Origin of the sequence: Cupriavidus sp. Agwp_2 (genome assembly GCF_040784895.1) — a bacterium.
Classification (GTDB): Bacteria; Pseudomonadota; Gammaproteobacteria; order Burkholderiales; family Burkholderiaceae; genus Cupriavidus.
This window is the reverse complement of sequence record NZ_CP088083.1, coordinates 2,901,397-2,923,547: the sequence shown is the minus strand read 5'-3', so window position 1 is coordinate 2,923,547 and position 22,151 is coordinate 2,901,397. Positions and strand designations below refer to the sequence as shown.

The 22,151-nt window shown below is 68.0% G+C and carries 17 protein-coding genes; 12 read left to right on the top strand and 5 right to left on the bottom strand.

Annotated features, from left to right (window positions below; all coding sequences use genetic code 11):
- Positions 1-3: 3 nt before the first annotated feature.
- Both LPA45_RS13660 and LPA45_RS13655 read left to right on the top strand, forming a co-directional pair.
- A complete protein-coding gene (locus tag LPA45_RS13660; RefSeq protein WP_367394612.1) occupies positions 4-1,512 on the top strand; it encodes a cobyric acid synthase in 1,509 nt (502 codons plus the stop codon).
- A 158-nt stretch (positions 1,513-1,670) separates the two neighbouring features.
- A complete protein-coding gene (locus LPA45_RS13655; protein WP_367395022.1) occupies positions 1,671-2,864 on the top strand; it encodes a PepSY-associated TM helix domain-containing protein in 1,194 nt (397 codons plus the stop codon).
- A 57-nt stretch (positions 2,865-2,921) separates the two neighbouring features.
- On the opposite strand, the gene panC is transcribed toward LPA45_RS13655, so the two are convergent.
- The 3 genes from panC to LPA45_RS13640 form a co-directional block, all read right to left on the bottom strand.
- Positions 2,922-3,770: a pantoate--beta-alanine ligase gene (gene panC / locus LPA45_RS13650; protein ID WP_116317960.1), complete on the bottom strand. Its 849-nt coding sequence runs from the start codon at positions 3,768-3,770 to the stop codon at positions 2,922-2,924.
- A gap of 167 nt (positions 3,771-3,937) precedes the next feature.
- On the bottom strand, positions 3,938-4,828 hold the full coding sequence (locus LPA45_RS13645; protein ID WP_116317959.1) for a ScpA family protein: 891 nt from the start codon (positions 4,826-4,828) through the stop codon (positions 3,938-3,940).
- 16 nt (positions 4,829-4,844) lie between these two features.
- A complete protein-coding gene (locus LPA45_RS13640; protein ID WP_029046065.1) occupies positions 4,845-5,036 on the bottom strand; it encodes a DUF3460 family protein in 192 nt (63 codons plus the stop codon).
- Between the two features lie 247 nt (positions 5,037-5,283).
- Between LPA45_RS13640 and LPA45_RS13635 the strand changes: the two genes are divergently transcribed.
- From LPA45_RS13635 to bamE, 3 genes are read left to right on the top strand one after another with little or no spacing between them, the layout of a single operon-like run.
- Positions 5,284-7,095 carry an autotransporter assembly complex family protein gene (locus tag LPA45_RS13635; protein WP_367394611.1) on the top strand — a complete coding sequence of 604 codons (1,812 nt, stop codon included), beginning with the start codon at positions 5,284-5,286 and terminating at the stop codon, positions 7,093-7,095.
- Between the two features lie 28 nt (positions 7,096-7,123).
- A complete protein-coding gene (locus LPA45_RS13630; protein WP_367394610.1) occupies positions 7,124-11,281 on the top strand; it encodes a translocation/assembly module TamB domain-containing protein in 4,158 nt (1,385 codons plus the stop codon).
- A gap of 43 nt (positions 11,282-11,324) precedes the next feature.
- Positions 11,325-11,873, top strand: coding sequence for an outer membrane protein assembly factor BamE (bamE, locus tag LPA45_RS13625; RefSeq protein ID WP_116317957.1), 549 nt, complete (start codon positions 11,325-11,327; stop codon positions 11,871-11,873).
- A 69-nt stretch (positions 11,874-11,942) separates the two neighbouring features.
- Here the strand turns inward: bamE and metG are convergent, their stop codons facing one another.
- Both metG and LPA45_RS13615 read right to left on the bottom strand, forming a co-directional pair.
- Positions 11,943-14,003, bottom strand: coding sequence for a methionine--tRNA ligase (gene metG, locus LPA45_RS13620; protein WP_367394609.1), 2,061 nt, complete (start codon positions 14,001-14,003; stop codon positions 11,943-11,945).
- A gap of 310 nt (positions 14,004-14,313) precedes the next feature.
- Positions 14,314-14,952: an OmpA family protein gene (locus LPA45_RS13615; protein ID WP_116317955.1), complete on the bottom strand. Its 639-nt coding sequence runs from the start codon at positions 14,950-14,952 to the stop codon at positions 14,314-14,316.
- A gap of 349 nt (positions 14,953-15,301) precedes the next feature.
- Here LPA45_RS13615 and LPA45_RS13610 point away from each other — a divergent pair, with 349 nt between their 5' ends.
- The 7 genes from LPA45_RS13610 to LPA45_RS13580 all read left to right on the top strand — a co-directional run bounded on the left by LPA45_RS13610 (position 15,302) and on the right by LPA45_RS13580 (position 22,104).
- Positions 15,302-16,474: an RNA-guided endonuclease InsQ/TnpB family protein gene (locus LPA45_RS13610; protein ID WP_367394608.1), complete on the top strand. Its 1,173-nt coding sequence runs from the start codon at positions 15,302-15,304 to the stop codon at positions 16,472-16,474.
- Positions 16,458-17,546 carry an iron-sulfur cluster carrier protein ApbC gene (gene apbC / locus LPA45_RS13605; RefSeq protein WP_317919834.1) on the top strand — a complete coding sequence of 363 codons (1,089 nt, stop codon included), beginning with the start codon at positions 16,458-16,460 and terminating at the stop codon, positions 17,544-17,546. Before LPA45_RS13610 ends, apbC begins: the two co-directional genes overlap by 17 nt.
- Before the next feature lie 26 nt (positions 17,547-17,572).
- Entirely contained in the window at positions 17,573-18,121 is a 549-nt protein-coding gene (locus LPA45_RS13600) for a DUF3305 domain-containing protein (RefSeq protein WP_116317953.1), read from the top strand.
- A gap of 22 nt (positions 18,122-18,143) precedes the next feature.
- Positions 18,144-18,767 (top strand): DUF3306 domain-containing protein, encoded by a 624-nt coding sequence (locus LPA45_RS13595; protein ID WP_367394607.1) that lies wholly within the window; start codon positions 18,144-18,146, stop codon positions 18,765-18,767.
- A 97-nt stretch (positions 18,768-18,864) separates the two neighbouring features.
- Positions 18,865-21,051, top strand: a complete 2,187-nt coding sequence (locus tag LPA45_RS13590) for a 4Fe-4S binding protein (RefSeq protein ID WP_367394606.1) — start codon at positions 18,865-18,867, stop codon at positions 21,049-21,051.
- 27 nt (positions 21,052-21,078) lie between these two features.
- On the top strand, positions 21,079-21,711 hold the full coding sequence (locus LPA45_RS13585; RefSeq protein WP_116317950.1) for a molecular chaperone: 633 nt from the start codon (positions 21,079-21,081) through the stop codon (positions 21,709-21,711).
- Between the two features lie 177 nt (positions 21,712-21,888).
- Entirely contained in the window at positions 21,889-22,104 is a 216-nt protein-coding gene (locus LPA45_RS13580) for a formate dehydrogenase (RefSeq protein WP_116317949.1), read from the top strand.
- The last annotated feature ends 47 nt before the right edge of the window (positions 22,105-22,151 follow it).

Below are 22,151 nucleotides of genomic sequence, written 5' to 3'. Positions count from 1 at the left end.
CCGATGCATACCGATTCCCCGCTTTCCTTGCCGCCGGGTGCCCTGCGCGGCACGCTGATGGTTCAGGGCACCACCTCCGATGCCGGCAAGAGCACCGTGGTCGCAGGGCTGTGCCGCTTGCTGGCGCGCGCCGGCACGCGCGTGGCGCCATTCAAGCCGCAGAACATGGCGTTGAACAGCGCGGTGACCGCCGACGGCGGCGAGATCGGCCGCGCGCAGGCGCTGCAGGCGCAGGCCGCGCGGCTGGCGCCGCATACCGACATGAACCCGGTGCTGCTCAAGCCCAGCAGCGATACCGGCGCGCAGGTGATCATCCACGGCCGCGCGCGGCTCGACCTCGATGCCCGCGCCTACCACGCCTACAAGCCCGAGGCGATGAAGGCGGTGCTGGCGTCGCATGCGCGGCTGGAACAGGCCTACGACGTGGTGCTGGTGGAAGGGGCGGGCAGCCCCGCGGAAATCAACCTGCGCGAGCGCGATATCGCCAACATGGGCTTCGCCGAGCGGGTCGACTGCCCGGTGGTGCTGGTCGCCGACATCGACCGCGGCGGCGTGTTCGCGCACCTGGTCGGTACGCTCGATTGCCTGTCCGACAGCGAACGCGCGCGCGTGACCGGCTTCATCATCAACCGCTTCCGCGGCGATATCAGCCTGCTCGAACCGGGGCTGGACTGGCTCACCGCGCGCACCGGCAAGCCGGTGTTCGGCGTGCTGCCGTACCTGCACGGCCTGCACCTGGATGCGGAGGACGCCATCATCGGCACGCAGGCCACCAAGTCCGGGGCGCAGCGGCTGCGCGTGATCGTGCCGGTGCTGCCGCGCATCGCCAACCATACCGACTTCGACGCGCTGCGCGCGCATCCGCAGGTGGACCTGCAGTTCATCGGTCCCGGCATGCCGGTCCCGCCCGCCGACCTGGTGGTGCTGCCCGGCAGCAAGAGCGTGCGTGCCGACCTGGCCTTCCTGCGCGCCAACGGCTGGGAGGCGGCGCTGCAGCGGCACCTGCGCTACGGCGGCAAGCTGGTCGGCATCTGCGGCGGGATGCAGATGCTGGGCCGGCAGGTGCATGATCCCGACGGCCGCGAAGGCCCTGCCGGCAGCAGCGCGGGGCTGGGATGGCTCGACTACGAAACCACGCTCGCGGCAGAGAAGCAGTTGCGCCAGGTCAGCGGGCGGCTGGCGGATGCCGACGCGCCGGTGCGGGGCTACGAGATCCACCTCGGCGTCACCACCGGTGCCGGGCTGGACCGGCCCGCGGTGTGGCTCGACCGCGGCGACGGCTCCATGCGTCCCGACGGTGCCTGCTCGGCCGATGGCCAGGTGCTGGCGACCTACGTCCACGGCCTGTTCGACGACCCGGCCGGGTGCCAGGCGCTGCTGCGCTGGGCAGGACTCGACAAGGCGCAGGCAGTGGACCTCGACGCGCTGCGCGAAGCGTCGATCGAGCGGCTCGCCGACACCCTGGCGGCGCACCTCGACCTGGGCGCCATGTTCGCGCCGCTGCAACGCTGATCCGCACGGTGCCCGATCCGCCACAGCGCGGATCATGCCGTCTCCACGCAACATCTCCCTGCTAGAATCGCGAATCCTTCGCATTTGCATTCTGTCGTGATATGGCTTTCGAGTCATATCGCCGCACGCTGCAGCGCCCCACATTCACAACACAAGCCATGGTCACCGGCCGCCTGCGCGTCGTCTTCGTCAAGCTGCACCTCTATCTCGGGCTGACCCTCGGCCTGCTCTTTGTCCTGCTGGGCCTGACCGGCATGGCCATTGCGTGGCGCGATGAGCTCGATGCCTGGCTCAACCCGGACCTGCTGGTTGCCTCGGCGCCCGCTACCGGCCCCGTTACGGGGGCGACAGTCCAGGCCGTGACCGAACGCCTGGCCGCGCCGCCGTACGGCCGGCCCAACCTGCTGATGCTGCCGACCCATGGCGACGGCGTCTTCACCGCCTGGTATCCGGTCAAGGGGCCGGAGGGCGCCGTGCCGGGCCGCTCGCGGCAGGTGATGGTCGATCCGGTGACGCTGGCAGTGAAGGGCGAGCGCGTGTGGGGCGAGGCCGGCGTCTCGCGCCGGCTGCTGCTGCCGACGCTGTTCCACCTGCACCGCTACCTGCTCAGTGGCGAGACCGGCAAGACCATCACCGGCGTGGCCGGCATGCTGATGCTGCTGACCACGCTGCTGGGCGTGGTGGTGTGGTGGCCCAAGACGAAACTGCGCGCGTGGGGGCAGGCGCTGCGGATCAGCCATGGCGGCTCGTGGTCGCGCTTCAACTACTCGCTGCACCGGGCCGGCGGCATCCTGGCAGCGCCGGTGCTGGCCACCATTGCCTTTTCCGGCTGGTATCTCAACCTGCCGAAATGGGTGACGCCGATCGTGGCGGGGGTGATGACGGTCACGCCGCCGGCCAAGCACGTTTCGGCCCCGCCCGCGCCCGACGCCCGTCCGCTCGATGCCGGCCAGATCATGGCGGCGGCGCAGTCCCAGTATCCCGACGCGCAGGTCACCCGCATCAGCTTCCCGCGCAAGCCGGGCGACGCCTTCGAAGTGCGGCTGCGCCAGCCGGACGAGGTGCGCAAGGACAGCGGCGCGACCCGGCTCTGGCTCGACGCCTGGACCGGTACGCGGCTGGGCGTGAAGGACCCGCACGACGCCCCCGCCGGGGACACGCTGCTGAACTGGCTGTTCCCGCTGCATACCGGCGAGGCGTTCGGCCTGCCGGGGCGGATCTTCATTACGCTGTTCGGCTTGGCGCCGCTGGCGTTTGCCCTGACCGGCGTGCTGATCTGGTGGAAGCGCCGGCGCGGGCACCGCCGCCATGTCGCGAAGGCGGCGCAGCGCGCGGCCATGCGCCGGGCATGAAAAAAGCAGGCCGGCGGCCTGCTTTTTTTCTGCGAACCCGCGAACCTGCGCCCGGGTTCAGATTTCCAGGTTGTCGATCAGGCGGGTCGCGCCCAGCTTGGCCGCGGTCAGCACCACCAGCGGCTCGCCGGCGACGAATTCTTCGTGCGTCGGCGCCTGCAGGTCGCTGCGCCGGCGGATCGAGATATAGTCCGGCTTCCAGCCGCGCTTGGCCAGCGCCGCCACGGCGTTGGCCTCCACTGCCAGCAGGTCGGCCCCGGCGCGGTCGCTGCCCAGCACGGTGTCGCGCACCTCATGCAGCGTGCGGTACAGCACCGGCGCCTCGGCGCGCTCGTCGGGGCTCAGGTAGCGGTTGCGCGAAGACAGCGCCAGGCCATCTTCGTCGCGAATGGTCTCGGCCGGGATGATGTCGATCGGCAGCGCGAACTGCTGCACCATGCGGCGCACGATCATCAGCTGCTGGTAGTCCTTCTTGCCGAACACGGCCACGCGCGGCTGCGCGCACGAGAACAGCTTCATCACCACCGTGCATACGCCCTTGAAGAAGCCGGGGCGGAATTCGCCTTCCAGGATGTCGCCCAGGTCGTGCGGCGGCTCGACGCGGTATTCCTGCGGCACCGGGTACATATCGCGCTCGGAGGGCGCAAACAGCACATAGACGCCTTCTCTCTGCAGCTTCTCGATATCGTCCTGCAGCGTACGCGGGTACTTGTCGAAATCCTCGTTGGGGCCGAACTGCAGGCGGTTCACGAAGATCGATGCCACCACCGGGTCGCCGTGCTGGCGCGCCAGGCGCATCAGCGACAGGTGGCCTTCGTGCAGGTTGCCCATGGTAGGAACGAAGGCAGCGCGGTTCTGGCCGCGCAGCTGGTCCCGCAGCTCTTGGATGGAGGAAATGACTTTCATCTGGCTAGGTGTGCTGTCGTGAGGGTGTGACCCGTGGCGCCGGTCTCCGGGGGGCGGCGCTGTGCCATGCCGGGCCTTCGGGCGTCTTGCCTTCTGGGCGTATGGTGCCGGCTGTCGGCGGATTGTAGATCAAGTGGGGCGGGGGTGGACCCTGCCCTGCGGGTGGGTCAGGAAGGGCTGTACGCCAATCGCACATAAATTGGCGCGAACGGCTCGGCCTGGGTGATCTCGACCAGCGACTCGCGCGACAGCTCCAGCATGGCGATAAAGTTGACCACCACCACCGGCACGCCCTTGCCCGAGCGGATCGCATCCTCGAACAGCTCCGAGAACTCCATGAAGCGCGCATGCTGCAGCCGGCGCAGGATCTGGCTCATGTGCTCGCGCACCGACAGTTCCTCGCGCGAGATCTTGTGGTGCTGGTTCAGCTTGGCGCGCTTGAGCACGTCGGCCCAGGCGCTTTGCAGGTCGATCGTCTCGACTTCGGGGAAGCGCGGCGCCAGGCTCTGCTCGATATAGACCTGCGAGCGCAGGAAGTCACGGCCCAGCTGCGGCACCGTGTCCAGGCGCTGCGCGGCCAGCTTCATCTGCTCGTACTCCAGCAGGCGGCGCACCAGCTCGGCGCGCGGGTCCTCGGCGTCTTCGTCGCTGTCGGATTTCTTGACCGGCAGCAGCATGCGCGACTTGATCTCGATCAGCATGGCCGCCATCAGCAGGTATTCCGCCGCCAGCTCCAGGTTGGTCTTGCGGATCTGCTCGATATACGACAGGTACTGGCGCGTGACCTGCGACATCGGGATGTCGAGGACGTTGAAGTTCTGCTTGCGGATCAGGTACAGCAGCAGGTCCAGCGGGCCTTCGAACGCTTCCAGGAAGATTTCGAGCGCATCGGGCGGGATGTACAGGTCCTGCGGCAGCTTGAACAGCGGCTCGCCGTACAGGCGCGCGAACGCCATCCCGTCGACCATGTCGGCGGGACCCGAGGCTCCGGCAGGGTTGTCGGCAGCGCCGGCGACCGCGACGGGCAGCGGCACCTTGTCCTGATCGGCTGTGCTCACGCGGCGCTGGCGGAGATCAGTTGTCCTGCGAGTAGACGTACGGCTTCTGGGCCACGCGCGATGCCTGGGCGCGGGCGCGCTCTTCCAGGTCGATCGGCGCCTTGTCCCACAGCAGGGCGCGGCCGTCGCGCTGCTCGGCTTCGAGCGTCGGGCGCTCTTGCTTGAGCTGCTTCAGGAACTGGGTGATCTCGGATTCGTACATGGCCATGGTGAAACCGTATGCGCCGCGTGGGCGTGTAATGGATGCAGTGGGGCAGGATTTTACAGTATCGGCCCGCCGCGGGGTCGCATTTGGCCCTGGGCTTGCTTTGCGGGGGTAGGAAGATTCCGGAGGCAGCGCGGTGTGTGGTCAAATACCGACTTCGTATGTGTGGACAATCGGCGATGCCGCGAGACACCGCTATCACCGCTAAACCTGCCGACACCGTGCCCGGGGCGCCCGGCGCCTTCAACGGATGAGGATCGCCCCCACCGGGAGGCCGGATACGGCACATCCCGCGCCGCTGCGCTGGCGGGGGCGCGCGGCTGCGTTCGCGCTTGCCGTGCTGATGCTGCTGCCAGCCGGCGCTGCGCTCGGCGCCTACAAGGTCGAGGTCGAAGCCCCCAAGCCGATCAAGGAGATGCTCGAAGAGCACCTGGACCTGGCGCGCTACAAGGACCGCACCGACCTGTCGCAAGACCAGTTCGACTACATGGTCGAGACCGTCGGCGAGCAGGTGCGCCAGTTCACCTCGACCGAAGGCTATTTCGACCCGACCACCACCACCCGTGTGGAAGGCGAGGGCGACCGGCGCGTGGTCCACGTCACGGTGGACCCGGGCGCGCGCACGCTGATCCGCAATGTCGATATCCAGGTGACCGGCCCGGCGGCGACGCGCTCGCCCGAGCAGGTCGCCGAGATGCAGGCCAAGTGGGGCCTGCCGGTGGGCGACCCGTTCCGCCAGGCCGACTGGGACAAGGCCAAGGAAGACGCGCTGGTGACGCTGCAAAGCCATAACTACTACGGCGCGCGGCTGGCCGCGTCGCAGGCGCGGGTGGAACCGGACGACCTGCGCGCCGACCTGTCCACGCACTACGCCAGCGGACCGGCCTACCTGCTGGGGCCGCTGACGGTGAGCGGCACGCGCCGTTATCCGGAACAGATCATTTACAACGTCAATCCGCTCAGAGAGGGCGAGCCGTACCGCGTGGAGCGGCTGCTGGAGCTGCAGCGCGCGATCCAGAACCAGCCGTATTTCTCCAACGTGCAGGTCGACCTGGAACCGCCGCCGGATGCCGACAAGGCCCCTGACGGCGTAGTCACCGCGCCGGTCTCGGTGCGCGTGCGCGAATATCCGGTGCACCGGCTTAACAGCGGCGTCGGCTTTACCACCGACACCGGCGCCCAGGTGGAAGGGCGCTATTCCTACTACAACCTGTTCAACCGCGCCTGGACCTTCGACTCGCAGGCGCGGCTGGAACAAAAGCGTTCCTACCTGTTTGCCGAAGCGGCGATGCCGCCTGCCCCCGGCGCGTACCGCAACAGCGTGTACAGCAGCTACGAGCACACCATCGATATCGAGAACACCGATACCACCAGCCTGCGCGCGGGCCTGAAGCGCTCGCGCTCGCGCGAGAAGTACGACTTCACCACGTCGCTTGACTTCTACTATGACAAGCTGCTGCCCGAGGGCCAGGCCGCCCAGATCAGCAAGGCGCTGGTGCCGGCCTTTGCCTGGACCCGGCGCGATGTCGACAACCCGGTGTTTCCGCGCCGCGGCAATGTCATCAGCACCCAGGTCGGCGTGGCCGCCCGGGGTTTCCTCAGCGATGCCACCTTCCTGCGCCTGTATGGCCGTATCCGCCAGTACATCCCGGTGGGCAAGCGCGACCTGGTGGTGGCGCGGCTGGAGCTGGGCGCGGACCTGACCGGCGACAGTTCGAGCCAGATCCCCGCGACGTTGCGCTTCCGCGCCGGCGGCACCGATTCGATCCGCGGCTACACCTACCAGTCGATCGGCACGCCCAGCGGCGCCAGTATCCTGCCGGCCAAGTACCTCGGCACCGGCAGCCTTGAGTACCAGTACTGGTTCAAGCCTGACTGGGGCGTGGCGGTGTTCTGGGACCTGGGCACGGCCGCCGACAACCTGCGCGGCGTGACGATCTACAACGGCGTCGGCGTAGGCGTGCGCTGGCGCACGCCGGTGGGACCGCTGCAGCTGGACGTTGGCTACGGCATCCAGGAGCAGCAGTTCCGGCCGCATATCTCGCTGGGGGTGGCCTTCTGATGGCCGCCCGCGCGCATGGGATGCCGGCATGAGCGCCCACGACCTGCCCGACGTGCCCGGCGAGGGCACGCCCAATGAGCCGAACCCGCCCGCGCCGCGCAAGCGCCGAGGCGTATTGCGCGCGCTCGCCTGGCTGGTCGGCGTGCTGCTGGTGCTGGTGGTGGCGCTGATCGGCGCGGGCGTGGCGGCATTGAGCACCGAGGCCGGCACGCACCACCTTTGGACGCTGGCCACGCGGCTGTCGGCCGGCATGCTCAGCGGCCGGCTCGAAGGTGGCACGGTGGCGCATGGCTTGCGGCTGCGCGACGTGGTCTTCGCCAGCGGCCAGACCCGCGTGACCGTGGACCGCGTCGACGGCAGCTGGGCCATGACCTGGCAGCCGCGCCGCCTGCACTTCGAATACCTTCGCATCGGCAAGGCCGAGGTCCGACTGGGCCCGTCGGAGCCGGGCACCGAGCCGGCGCAGATGCCGAAGTCGCTGGAACTGCCGCTGGCGATCGACGTCGATGCGCTGACGCTGGAGCGGCTGGCGCTGCTGCAGGGCACGTCGCCCACCGCCGAGCCGATGGTGTTCGCCAACCTGTCCGGCGCGCTGCACAGCGACGGCCAGCACCACCGCGTCAGTGTGGACCGGCTCGAGACGCCGTACGGCAAGCTTGCCGCCAACGCCCAGATCGGCGCGCGTGCGCCGTTTCCGCTCAGCGCCGAGGCGCTGCTGGAGGCGAGCTGGCAGAAGGAGTCCTTCGCCGTCAACGCCACCGCCAGGGGCACGCTCGAAGCCTTGCGCGCCGAGCTGCAGGCCAATGGCGACCGCATCCATGCGCGCGCCGGCGCCGACCTGACGCCGTTCGGCAAGGTGCCGTTCACGCACCTGCTGGTCGATGGCGAGCGCATCAACCCGCGGCTGTTCAGCCCCACGGCGCCGCAGGCCAACCTGACGGTGCATGCCGACCTGCGGCCGGTGGACGGCGTGGCCGCGGGAGCACAGCCGCCAGCGGCGAGTGCGCCCGCGGCATCGGCTCCGGCGGCCCCAGCGGCCCCGGCGGCCTCGGCTCCCGCCGCCGCACCCCCGCCCGCACCGCCGGCACCGCTGGCCGTCGCCGGCGACATCGAGATCCGCAACCTGGAAGCCGGCCCGCTCGACAAGGACCGCCTGCCGGTCCATGCCGTGCGCGCCCACGTCGAACTGAGCGAATCGGCGCAGGCCATCAGCGACCTGCGCGTGTCGTTGCCCGGCAAGGCCGAGATCACCGGCGGCGGCACGCTGCGCGGCGGCCGCGGCGGCTTCGACCTGGACGTGCGCCGGCTCGATCCGGCCGCGCTGCACGGCTCGGCGACCAGCGCCAGCTTGTCCGGCCCGGTGGTGTTACGCATGGAACCGGGCCGGCAGAGCGTGGCGCTGGACCTGTCGGGCGCGGCGCTCAAGCTGTTCGCCGATGCCAGCGTGGACGCCGAGACCGTTACGCTGACCACGCTGCGCGCCACCGTGGGTCCCGGCGTGCTGAGCGCCGAAGGCAAGCTCGGCCTGAAGGACAAGCAGCCGTTCAGCTTCAAGGGCAAGCTGGCGTCGTTCGATCCGTCGCGGCTGGCCAAGGTGGCCGCGGGCCGCATCAACGCCGACTTCAGCGCCAGCGGCGAGATTGCCCCGGTGCTTGGCGTGGCGGTGGATTTCGCCGTGCACGAGAGCGAATATGCCGGCCTGCCGATGACCGGCGGCGGCAAGGTGCGGCTGGCCGGCGAGCGGCTGCTGCCGAGCGAGGCCTCGCTCAACATGGCCGGCAACCAGGCCAACCTGCGCGGCAGCTTCGGCGCGCGCGGCGACCAGCTCAAGCTGGCGGTCGACGCGCCGCAACTGGAGCGGCTCAAGTTCGGCGTGGCCGGCAAGCTCAAGCTCGACGCCACCATCACCGGCACGCTGAAGAAGCCCGAGGTGGTGGCCGACTACAACGCGCAGGCGCTGGAGGTCGGACCGCACAAGGTAGCCAGCGCCACTGGCCGTGCCGAAGTGCGCGGCGGGCTGGACGGACCGCTGTCGGTGCAGCTCGCCGCGCGCGACTACCGCGGGCCGCAGGCCAGCCTGAGCACGCTCGACGCCACGCTCAATGGCACCCAGGCCAACCACGTCTTCGACGTCAAGGCCGCCGGCACCCTGAACCGCCGGCCGCTGCAGCTGGTGCTGGCGGGGCAGGGCGCCTGGAAGGACAAGGAGGGCTGGAACGGCACCATCCGTACGCTGGAAGAACGCAGCACCGTCAACCTGCGGCTGGCGGCGCCCACGCAGCTGCTGGTGGCCGACCAGCGCGTGCGCCTGGGCGCCACGCGGCTGCTGCTGGACAACGCCACGCTCGCCATCGACAGCCTCGACTGGGACCACGGCCGCATCCGCACCCAGGGCAGCCTGAATGGCCTGCAGGTCGGCCACGTGCTGGAGCTGATGGAAACCATCACCGGCGAAAAGCCGCCGGTGCGCTCCGACCTGGTCATCGACGGCAGCTGGAACCTGGCGCTGGCCGAGACCGCAAGCGGGTTCGCCGAAGTGCGCCGGCGCAGCGGCGATCTGTCGGTCAATGCCGGGCGCGGCTTCACCACGATGGGCCTGGGCGAGACCAGCCTGCGCGCCGAAGCGGGCGGCAACCGCATCGCGTTGCGCGGCGGCATGGTGTCGGGGCGCATCGGCAAGGTCGCGGTCGATGCCTCGGCCGGGCTGGTGCAGGAGCAGGGTTTGCAGACGGTGGGGCCGGCGTCGACGCTGGCCGGCACGGTCACGGTCGACGTGCCGCGCCTGAAGTCGCTGGAGGCGCTGACCGGGCCGCAGTATGCCTTCGACGGGCGCCTGGCCGCCGCGCTGCGCCTGGGCGGCACGGTCGGCGCGCCGCTGCTGGCCGGCACCATCGATGGCGACAACCTCGCCGTCACGCTGTACGACATGGGTTTGCGCCTGACCGACGGCACCGTGCGCGTGGCGCTGGACCAGAACACGGTGGAGCTGAAGCACGTCGAGTTCCACGGCGGCGACGGCAAGATCACCGCCACCGGCAACGTCAAGCTGGGCGAGGCCGATCCCAACCTGACCGGCAAGATCGTCGCCGACAAGCTGCAGCTGTTCGCCAGCCCGGAGCGCACGCTGGTGGTGTCGGGCGACGCCAGCATCGCCAACGAGAACAAGCAGATCGTGATCCGCGGCAAGTTCCGCGTCGACCGCGGCCTGTTCGACCTGCCCAAGGCCGGCGCACCGGTGCTGGGCGACGACGTGGTGGTGATCCGCCGCAAGGACCAGCGCGCGGTCAAGACCGCCGCGACGCCGGTGGCGCCCGAGACCAAGCCGGCGAGCAAGTTCAGCCCGGTGATCGACCTGACCGTCGACCTGGGCAACGACTTCCGCTTCCGCGGCGCGGGCGCCGACCTGCTGCTCGCCGGCCAGCTCGGGGTCAAGAGCGAGCCGCTGGTACCGCTGAAGGCCATCGGCACGGTGCGCGTGACCGACGGCACCTACGAGGCCTTTGGCCGCAAGCTGGACATCGTGCGCGGTATCATCAACTTCAATGGGCCGATCGACAACCCGAACATGAACATCCGCGCCATGCGCCGCAACCAGGAAGTGGAGGCGGGTGTCGAAGTCACCGGCACGGTGCGGCTGCCGCGCGTGCGGCTGGTGTCGGAACCCAACGTGCCGGACGAAGACAAGCTGTCGTGGCTGATGTTCGGCTACGGCGCCGAAAGCGCCGGCGCGGGCCAGCAGCGCCAGCTGGGCGGTGCCGCGCTGGGCGGCGCGGCGCTCGGCCTGATCGGCGGCAAGGCGGGCAAGGGCATCGTCTCGCATTTCGGCATCGACGAGTTCTCGATCGGGCCCAGCACCGCGGGCCTGAACGACCAGCAGGTGGTCAGCATGGGCAAGGCCATCACCGACCAGATCTCGGTGGGCTATGAACAGAGCTTGACCTCGGCCTCCAACGTGGTAAAGCTGACGTGGCAGTTCTCGCGGCGCTGGTCGCTGATTGCCAAGGGCGGTTCCATCAACGGATTGTCGGTCTTGTTCAACCGCCGCTTCGACAGCTGGGCGATCCTGTTCTCGGGCGCCTCGAACCGCAGCGGCACCAGAAGGAGCCAGGATGACGGCCAGACACTCGACCCCGAAAGCGCCGCGCAGGCCGCCTCGTCAGTCATTGCCGAGCCCGTGCGCCGCTGAAGTACGCCCCGCCAACTACGCGTCGCCGCGACGCCTTGCCGCCATGGGACTGATTGCCTCTGTGCTTGCGCTGTTCGGCTGCGACCAGCGGAAGGTCGATGAAGCGATGAAGAAGGCGGGCGAGACCGCGCGCAATACCTGGAACGCGATCAAGCCCGACAGCGAGTTGTTCAAGGGCATCGTGCCCGGCCAGTCCACCGAGGAAGAACTGCGGCGCCAGGCCGGCAAGCCGGAGATCGTCTGGGAAGAGGCCGACGGCGGCCGCCGGCTGGAATATCCGCGCGGGCCGGAGGGTACGACCACGTGGATGGTCACCATCGGCGCCGACGGCAAGGTGGCGCGCATCGAGCAGGTGCTGACGCCGGAGAACTTCGCGCGCGTGCGCGCCGGCATGAGCAAGGACGACATCCGCCGCCTGCTGGGCAAGCCGACCAAGGTCGAGGCCTTCGCGCTGAAGAAGGAAGAGGTGTGGGGCTACCGCTGGATGGAGACCTCGACCGACAAGGCCTTTTTCAACGTGCATTTCAACAGCGACGGCACGGTGACGACGACTTCACGCAGCGACGATCCGTCGAAGATGCAGGGCGGCTGACGCGGGCGCGGGACAAAAAAAACGGCGGTCGCCCGCAGGCGCCGCCGTTTTTTTTCCTGCCGGTCCGCTTCAGCGGATGCGCATGCCCGGCACGGCACCGCTGTGCGGCTCCAGGATGTACAGGCCCGGCGCAGCCTTCTCGTCAGCCGCCGATGCCGCCAGCACCATGCCCTCGGACATGCCGAACTTCATCTTGCGCGGTGCCAGGTTGGCCACCACCACGGTCAGCTTGCCGACCAGTTGCTCCGGCGTGTAGGCCGACTGGATGCCCGAGAACACATTGCGGGTCTTGCCTTCGCCCAGGTCGAGCGTCAGCTGCAGCAGCTTGTTCGAGCCTTCCACCTTCTGGCACTCGACGATCCTGGCCACGCGCAGGTCCACCTTGGCGAAATCGTCGATGGTGATGGTCTCGGCCACCGGCTCGACCGATGGTGCAGCGGCGGCGGGCGCAGCCGTGGCCTGCAGCGATTCGCGGTTGGCGGCCAGCAACGCATCGACCTGCTTGCCATCGACGCGCGTCATCAGGTGCTGGTACGCCTGCACCGGCCTGGCTGCGGACAACTGCTTGTCGATCGCACGCCAGTCGAGCGGCTCGACGTTCAGGAAGCGCTCGACGCCGGCGGCCACGTCCGGCACCACCGGCTTCAGGTACACCGTCAGCAGGCGGAAGGCTTCCAGCGACACCGAGCAGGCGGCGTGCAGCGCGGCCCGCTTGCTTTCGTCCTTGGCCAGTTCCCAGGGCTTCTCGGTGTCGACGAAGGCGTTGACCGCGTCGGTCAGCTCCATCACCTGGCGCAGCGCCTTGCTGTACTCGCGCGCTTCATACAGCTGCGCGATCTGCGGCGCGGCCTGGCGCAGCTGCTCCAGCAGCGGGTGTGCCAGCGCGGCCTCGTCGACCTTGCCTTCGAAGCGCTTGACCAGGAAGCCCGCCGCGCGGCTGGCGATGTTGACGTACTTGCCGATCAGGTCACTGTTGACCCGGGCGATGAAGTCATCCAGGTTTAGGTCCAGGTCTTCCATGCTCGCGTTGAGCTTGGCGGCGAAGTAGTAGCGCAGCCATTCCGGGTTCATGCCGGTGTCGATGTAGCTCTGCGCGGTGATGAAGGTGCCGCGCGACTTGCTCATCTTGGCGCCGTCCACCGTCAGGAAGCCGTGGGCGAACACGTTGGTCGGGGTGCGGTAGCCCGAGAAGCGCAGCATCGCCGGCCAGAACAGCGTGTGGAAGTACAGGATGTCCTTGCCGATGAAGTGGTACTGCTCGGCGGTCGAGTGCGGGCCGACCCACGCGTCGAAGTCGATGCCGCGCTGCTGCGCCAGGTTCCTGAAGCTGGCGTAGTAGCCGATCGGTGCGTCCAGCCACACATAGAAATACTTGCCGGGCGCGCCAGGGATCTCGAAGCCGAAGTAGGGTGCGTCGCGCGAGATGTCCCAGTCGGACAGGGTCGAGGCCTCGCCCTCGGCGCCCAGCCATTCCTGCATCTTGTTGGCGGCTTCGGGCTGGGCCAGGTCGGCGACCCATTCGCGCAGGAAGGTCTCGCAGCGCGGATCGGACAGCTTGAAGAAGAAGTGCGTCGACGACTTGCGTACCGGCGTGGCGCCGGACACCACCGAGTACGGGTTCTTCAGGTCGGTCGGCACGTAGGTAGTGCCGCAGACTTCACACGAATCGCCGTACTGGTCCTTGGCGCCGCACTTCGGGCATTCGCCCTTGATGAAGCGGTCCGGCAGGAACATGTTCTTGACCGGGTCGAAGAACTGCTCGACCTCGCGTTCGGCGATCAGGTCCTCGGCCTTCAGGCCCAGGTAGATCTTCTCGCACAGCTCGCGGTTTTCATCCGCGTCGGTGCTGTAGTAGTTGTCGAACGACACCAGGAAACTGTCGAAATCGCGCTTGTGCTCGGTCCAGACGCGGTCGATCAGCTGCTTGGGGGTGATGCCTTCCTTTTCGGCGCGCAGCATCACGGGGGTGCCGTGCGTATCGTCGGCGCCGACGTAGTAGACCTCGTTGCCCATCATGCGCTGGAAACGCACCCAGATATCGGTCTGGATGTATTCCACCAGGTGGCCGATATGGATCTGGCCGTTGGCATAAGGCAGGGCGGATGTGACGAGGATGCGACGTGCGGTCATAGACGAAAGAGCCGGTCAGGAGCGGGGAAATCAGTGGCGACGGCGCTGCGCGCAGGGCGGGCGCGTGCCGGGGAAGGGCTATTTTAGCAAGTGGCCGCCGTGGACGCGTCGGTTCCGCATGGCGGAATGTTCGGCGATCGGGCGATCACCGGCCGGCACTTGCGGGGCAGAAAGGCAAAAAAAAGCGCCGGTCAGAGCCGGCGCAGCTTTCCACAACGGAAAAGGAGGAGAAATCAGGCACCGCCCGGGAGGTCAGCCACCCATCGCGAGCCAGCAACGGTGGCAAGCGGTACCTGTTTCTATGACTAGGTCATCCCTGAATTGGTTTCAAAAAAATTTCGACGCGGCGATTTTGTTGCCGGCCGGCCTCGGTGGCATTGTCTGCAACGGGCTGGCCCTGGCCCCGGCCTTCGGCCGTCAGGCGGTTGCGTGCGACGCCGCGGTCACCCAGGTAGCCCGCCACGCTCTGCGCCCGGCGCTGCGACAACTGCATGTTGTAGTTGGGGTTGCCGGTGCTGTCGGTATGGCCCACGACATTGGCACTGACGTCCTGGTGCTGGCCCAGCGTCTGCGCGACCTGGTCGAGCACCGAGCGGAACGACGGCTTGATGCTGGCGCTGTCGGTATCGAAGGTCACCTGGCTGGGGATGTTCACCTTCAGCGAGCCGTCCGGCTGCTCGGTGATCTGGGTGCCGGTGCCGGCGGTGTCCTTGTTCAGCTTGCCACGGATGGCATTCCAGTTGTAGCCGGTCGCACCGCCGACGGCACCGCCCACGGCCGCGCCGACCAGCGTGCCCGTGGTATTGCCGCCGATCAGGTTGCCAAGCCCGGCGCCGACTGCGGCGCCCACGCCGGTACCGACCGCCGTATGGGTCTGCTGTTCGGTGGCGCAACCCGCGGCCAGCAGGGTGGCGGCGGCGAGCGAGACAGTGACGAACTTGATCTTCATGCGTTCTCCTTCTGATGTTCCCGTAAATGTTCCTGGTACCGCATGCGATGGTAACCCCATGGCGATACCGCACGTAACCCTTTGTATGCGTTGGCGGCGGCGCGGCCCGGCGCGGCGGTGCCTGCCCGCCCAACCGCACTACAATATGGATATGGCGACGCGCGCACAAGTGCAAGGTTGTGAGAGTTGTAAATGTCTGTAATCCCACACCTGGTGCAGGGGTTTGCCCGCGCTTTTCGGACTCCCATGGAGCGTTGCTTCAGATTCGCTCCTTTCACTCCCAGCCCTTCATGGCGGAAAGTGAAGGAGCGGCGTCGCCAGGCGGCATTCCAACGTTAGAATGAGCAGCATGGTGCTTGTCTACCGCTACCGGGTGAAGTCGCTCAACGGCCTGCTCAATAGGCAGAGCCGAGCGGTGAACTTCGTCTGGAACTTCTGCAATGACACGCAGAAGCACGAAGTCAAATGGGGTAAGAAGTGGCCGAGCGGGTTCGATCTGAACGTGCTGACCACTGGCAGCAGCAAGGAACTCTGTATCCATTCCGGCACCGTCAATGCGACGTGCGAGCAGTACGCGAAATCGCGCAGCCAGCATCGCCGTCCTTACCTGCGATACCGCGGCAGGAAGTGCCTGGGATGGGTGCCTCTTAAGGGCCGCGATCTGAAACGAGAAGGCGAGGCGTTTCGCTTTGCCGGCAATACCTTCCGCGTGTTCAACAGCCGCCCGTTGCCTGAAGGCAAGATCAAGGACGGCACAAACTTTGCGCAGGATTCGCGCGGGAACTGGTTTCTCAACATCGTGATCGAGATTCCTGATGTGCCGGCACGCCCGATTCAAGCTGGCGTCGGCATCGACCTTGGCTTGAAGGACTTCGCGACGCTCTCGACCGGCGAGAAGTTTTTCAATGACCGGTTTGGCCGACATGCCGCCGAACGACTGGCCAAGGCGCAGCGTGCGCGAAAGCACAAGCGGCATATCGCCAAGCTGCATGCCAAGGTGGCGAATGCCCGCGCCGACTTCCAGCACAAGCTTGCGCTCGACCTCGTCCGCCGCTTCGATTACATCGCAGTTGGCAACGTGTCGGCTGTGAAACTCGCCAGGACCAAGATGGCGAAAAGCGTCTATGACGCATCCTGGTCGTCCTTCCGGGCCAAGCTCCGCTACAAAGCGATTGCGCACGGGGCCACCTTTGAGGAAGTGAATGAAAGCGGTTCTACCCAGTCCTGTTCGGCGTGCGGTTCGAAAGACAGCACGACGCGGCCGAAAGGTATCGCAGGACTGCGAATAAGAGAGTGGTCCTGTAGTAGCTGCGGTGCCGTGCATGACCGTGATACCAATGCTGCGCTGAACATTCTCCGATGCGGACGTGCATCGCCAGGTGTGGGAATCCCCTTCCTTAGGCAGGGGAAGACGTCAAACTTTGATACATTAGGTGCCAGTCCAGCCGGTGGCGCCGGCCGTCCGGGCCATCCCCCACATTCAGAAAAACCAAGCGGAGTTTGTCTTGAGCGTCAGCACTGAGCAGGTCACCGAAGCCCTGCGCACCGTCATCGACCCCAACACGGGCAAGGACCTGGTGTCCACGCGCTCGGCCCGGAACATCCGGGTCGACGGGGGCGGGGTTTCGCTGGAAGTCGAACTCGGCTATCCGGCCAAGAGCCAGCTAGACCCGATTCGCAAGCTGGTGGTTGCCGCGGTGCGGCAATTGCCGGGCGTCACCAATGTCAGCGTGGCCGTGACCATGAAGATCGTCGCCCACGCGGTGCAGCGGGGCGTCAAGCTGCTGCCGGGCGTGAAGAACGTGATCGCGGTGGCGTCTGGCAAGGGCGGGGTGGGCAAGTCCACCACCGCCGTCAATCTGGCGCTGGCGCTGTCCGCCGAAGGCGCGCGCGTGGGCATGCTCGATGCCGATATCTACGGGCCCAGCCTGCCGATGATGCTCGGCATCGACGGCCGCCCCGAATCCGCCGACGGCCAGACCATGGAGCCGCTGGAGGGCCACGGCGTGCAGGCCAACTCGATCGGCTTCCTGATCGAGCAGGACAATCCGATGGTATGGCGCGGGCCGATGGTTACCTCGGCGCTGGAACAGCTGCTGCGCCAGACCAACTGGCACGACCTCGACTACCTGATCGTCGACATGCCGCCGGGCACCGGCGACATTCAGCTGACGCTGTCGCAGAAGGTGCCGGTCACCGGCGCGGTGATCGTCACCACGCCGCAGGACATCGCGCTGCTCGACGCCAAGAAGGGCCTGAAGATGTTCGAGAAGGTCGGCATCCCGATCCTCGGCATCGTCGAGAACATGGCGGTGTACTGCTGCCCGAACTGCGGCCACGTCGAGCATATTTTCGGCCAGGGCGGCGGCGAGAAGATGTGCGCCGACTATGGCGTGGAGCTGCTGGGCAGCCTGCCGCTGAACCTGCAGATCCGCGAGCAGGCCGATTCAGGCCGCCCGACCGTAGTGGCCGAGCCCGACAGCCCGGTGGCCGAGCTGTACCGCGGCATCGCGCGCAAGGTGGCGATCAAGGTCGCCGACAAGGCGCGCGACATGACCAGCAAGTTCCCGAGCATCGTCGTGCAGAACACCTGAGCGCGCGGCTTGCCGCGCCAGCAGCCATGGAAGCCGAAACCACGCCCGTGCCACAGTCGCCGCCACCCGGCGCCCGTCCCGCCGTCACCATGGCGGTGGTGATGCGCAGGGTCGCGCTGGCCAGCCGCTGGCAGCCATGGAAGTGGCAACTCGACGCGGTGCTGCCGGACCTCGGCGAGTTCGGCACGCACCCGGTCTGCCTCGAACACGACGAACACGGTGCGCGCTGGCTGTATCCCGGCTTCGAGGTCGAGTTGTTCCGCGACCAGGGCGAAGGCTACTACCTGAACCTGACCTCGACTACGCCATGCTGGTTCGTGCTGTGGCGCATGCCCGAGGACGAGGATGGCGGCGGCACCGGCGAAGACGCCCACCCGGTGCCGATGACGGTCACGCTGTCATACAACGAAGCCGGCCGCTGGCTCGACGCCGGCGAGATCGTCGAGAACGTGCCGCTCGCGCCCGAGCAGCGCGACTGGCTGCAGGCCTACGTCAGCGAGCATTACCGGCCCGAGCCCAAGCAGCGGCGCCGGCCCGAATCCTTCAAGGCGCCGCAGGACCGCGCGCGCTACTGACCCGACTGCTTCGAACACGCCGATGAGCGATTCGTCCTTCCTGTCACGCTGGTCGCGCCGCAAGGCGGCGGTGCGGGAGGGCGTGGCCGTGCCCGCGGAGCCGTTGCAGCCTGCCGAGCCGCAGCCATTGCCCGTGCCACCGGAGGCCGCGACCGCGGTGGCCGAGCCGGAAGTCCCGCTGCCGACCCTGGCGGACGTGGCGGCGCTGCGCCCCGGCGACAACATCGCCCGCTTCGTCGCGCGCGGGGTCGACGAATCGGTCAAGCGCGCCGCGCTCAAGACGCTGTTCGCCGATCCGCACTTCAATGTGATGGACGGCCTCGATACCTACATCGACGACTACAGCAAGCCCGACCCGATCCCGCCAGAGATCCTGCGCCAGTTGCGCCAGGCCGAGTCGCTGGGGCTGTTCGACCCGACCGACGAGGAGCGTGCGGCAGCCCAGGCCGCCGCACAAGCGGACGCACAAGCGCACGCACAAACCGACGCACAAGCGGACCATGTACCGCCGGCGGCGCCTGCCGTGGCCGGCGAGCCGGCCGGCGCTACGGACATACCCGCAGCCGCCGAAACGCCGCCGCCGCTGGCCAGTCAAAACGCAGAACAGGGCCCGCAAGACCCGCAAGACCTGGATAAGTGCGCGTAGCCCGACCGGGCAGCCGCACTACAATAGGCATCCCCACAATCCGCCGGGCCGCAGACCCTCGCAAGAAGGACGTCCGGGCCGGTCAGCCGCATTCGCCATGCCGACGCTGATCTGCAATTGCAACGACACCATGCCGCTGGACGGGGCGGCGCTGTCGGAAGCCAGCCAGGGCCCGCAGCAAGGCTCGCAACAAGGTCCGCTCAAGGTCCACCGCCTGTTGTGCCGGCGCGAGATCGGCGCCTTCACCGCCGCGCTGGACGGCACCGACGATGTCATCGTGGCCTGCACGCAGGAACGCGCGCTGTTTACCGAAGTCGCAGCGCAGACCGCGCAGGGCCAGGACGGCCGGCCGGTGGTGACCGCGCCGGTCCGTTTCGTCAATATCCGCGAGACTGGCGGCTGGTCGCAGGGGGCGCGGCGCGATCCGAAGACCGCCAATGCCAAGATTGCCGCGTTGCTGGCGGTGGCTGCGTTGCCCGAGCCCGATCCGGTGCCCGTGGTCGACTACCGTTCCGACGGCGCGGTGCTGGTGCTGGGGCCGGCGCAGCGCGCGCTGCCCTGGGCCGAGCGGCTCGCGGCGATGCAGCTCGAAGTCACGGTATTGCTGACGGGCAGCGCAGCGGGCGAGGGCGCTGCCGCACAGCCGGCCGCGCGCGCCTGGCCCGTCCACAGCGGCCGGCTGGCATCGCTCAGCGGCTGGCTCGGCGCCTTCGAGGCCAGTTGGGAAACCGGCGCGGGTCGAAGCAATCCGATCGACCTGGACCTGTGCACCCGCTGCAATGCCTGCATCGAAGCCTGCCCGGAGGACGCGATCGATTTCAGCTACCAGATCGACCTGTCGCGCTGCCGCTCGCACCGCGAGTGCGTGCGCGCCTGCGGCGCGGCCGCGGCCATCGACTTCGACCGGCCGCCAAACACCATGCAGGGACGCTTCGACCTGGTCTTCGACCTGTGCGACCAGCCCGCTTTCACCATGCACCAGCCGCCGCAAGGCTACCTGCATGCCGGCGCCGATCCGGCGCGGCAGCAAGCACTGGCATTGACGCTGGTGGGCCTGGTGGGCGAGTTCGAGAAACCGAAATTTTTCCGCTACAAGGAAGCCTTGTGCGCGCACGGCCGCAACCAGACCACCGGCTGCACGGCTTGTATCGACATTTGCTCGACCCGGGCGATCCAGTCGAGCTGGCATGACGGCAAGGGCCGCATCGAGGTCACGCCGAACCTTTGCATGGGCTGCGGGGCCTGCACCACGGTGTGTCCGAGCGGCGCCATCAGTTACGGCTACCCCGGCCCTGAAACCACCGGCGCACGGCTGCGCACGCTGCTGTCGGCCTACCGGCAGGCCGGCGCGCGCGATCCGGTCGTGCTGCTGCACGGCGAGGAATATGGCACGCCCGCCTTGCTGGCGCTGGGCCGCGCCGCGCGCGCCGGCCGTGCCGCCGGCGTGCCCGCCCATGTGCTGCCGCTGTCGCTGTTCCACCCGGCCGCGGCCGGGCTGGAGCTGTGGCTGGCCGCGGTGTGCTGGGGCGCCAGCCGCGTGGCGGTGCTGCTGACCGGCGACGAGGCGCCGCAGTACCGCACCGCGCTGCGCGAGCAGATGGAAGTCGGCCGCGCCCTGCTGGCGGGGCTGGGCTATGACGCCGAGGTGCTGTCGCTGGTCGAGGCGGCCAGTGCGATCGATGTGCCGTCGCTGGATGCCGGCCTGTCCGCGCTGCGTCCCGGCCGCAACGCGCTGCCGCCGGCGCCGTTCGGCGCGGTCGCCGCCAAGCGCGAGATGCTGGACTTCGTGCTCGACCACCTGGTGCGCCACGCGCCGGTGCCCGCCAATATCGTGCCGTTGCCGGCCGCCGCGCCGATTGGCGCGATCGCCGTCGATTCCGGCAAGTGCACCCTGTGCATGGCGTGCGTCGGCGCCTGCCCGTCGCAGGCGCTGCGCGACAACCCCGAGCGCCCCGTGCTCAGCCTGATCGAGCGCAACTGCGTGCAGTGCGGCCTGTGCGAAAAGACCTGTCCGGAAGATGCCATCACGCTGGTGCCGCGCCTGCTCGCCGGCGACGCGGCGCGCCGCCCGGTCACGCTCAACGAGGCCCAGCCGTTCCTCTGCGTGCGCTGCGCGAGGCCGTTCGGCACGGCGCAGATGGTGCAGTCGATGCTGGTCCGGCTGGCCGGCCACCCGGCGTTTTCCGGCGCCGCCGCCGAGCGGCTGAAAATGTGCCCCGATTGCCGCGTGGTCGACATGATCGAGCACGATACGGGCACTGTGAGCGGCGCCACGCTGCGCTGAGCCGCTTTCGATACAAACCATCACGACATGACAGATTTCCAGCCGATCCAGCTCACCGCCGCACCGCCCGCCGACGATGCCGAGGACACCGCTCGCGCCGACCTGTACGGGTTGCTGGCCACGCTGTTTTATCGCGCCCCCGATGCGGCACTGCTGCACCACATTGCTGCCAACCGCGCCGTTGGCGAAGACGCGGATACGGTACTGGGCAAAGCCTGGAACGCCTTGTGCGACGCAGCATCCGAGACCACCGCGGCGCAGGCCGAAGAGGAATATCGGCAGCTGTTCGTCGGCGTGGGCCGGCAGGACGTGTTCCTGTATGGCTCGTTCTACCTGACCGGCTTCCTCAACGAGCGCCCGCTGGTGGCGCTGCGCGAAGACCTGGCCCGCTATGGCCTGGAGCGCCACGAGGAAGTAAGCGAGACCGAAGACCACATTGCCACGCTGTGCGAGGTGATGCGCTTCCTGGTGGCCGGCGACGACCTGTCAGTGTCGAACCTCGGCGAGCAGCAGCGCTTCTATGCGCAGCACTTGCAGCCGTGGGTGGAGAAATTGTGCGATGCAGTGATCGCGCACCCGCAGGCGCGTTTCTACCGCAGCGTTGCCGGCCTGCTGGCCGCCTTCGCTGGTGTCGAGGCACTCGCGCTTGAGATGAACTGAAGAGGACTGCGCGCGGTCGGGTATCCGAGGGGGGCCTGCGCTATACCGCAAAATCAGCGGGAATGTAAGGAAAAACCCGTGCATTGCATGGTCTTTCCGCTGAGTTGATTCTAGAATATGCATAACAACGCATAACGGCGAAAACCATCGGGCTTTGACAGCCGAGGAGCCCCCCACATGAGAGAGAAGCCAACCCGGGTCGCGCGCCGCACGTTTCTCGCGGGCGCTGGAGTTGTGGCTGCCGCAACGGGTGCGGCTGCGCTGACAGCGCGTGGACCGGCACTACCGGACCAGGCCGCCGCTCTGCCGGAACCCACCGACACCCCGTCGGACAGCAAGGGCTACCGGGTCTCCGAACACATTCGCAAGTACTACCGGACCACACTGGTGTAAATGCCAGGGCGGCGTGGTTCGCCGCGCCGCCTGCAACCGGACGGCTC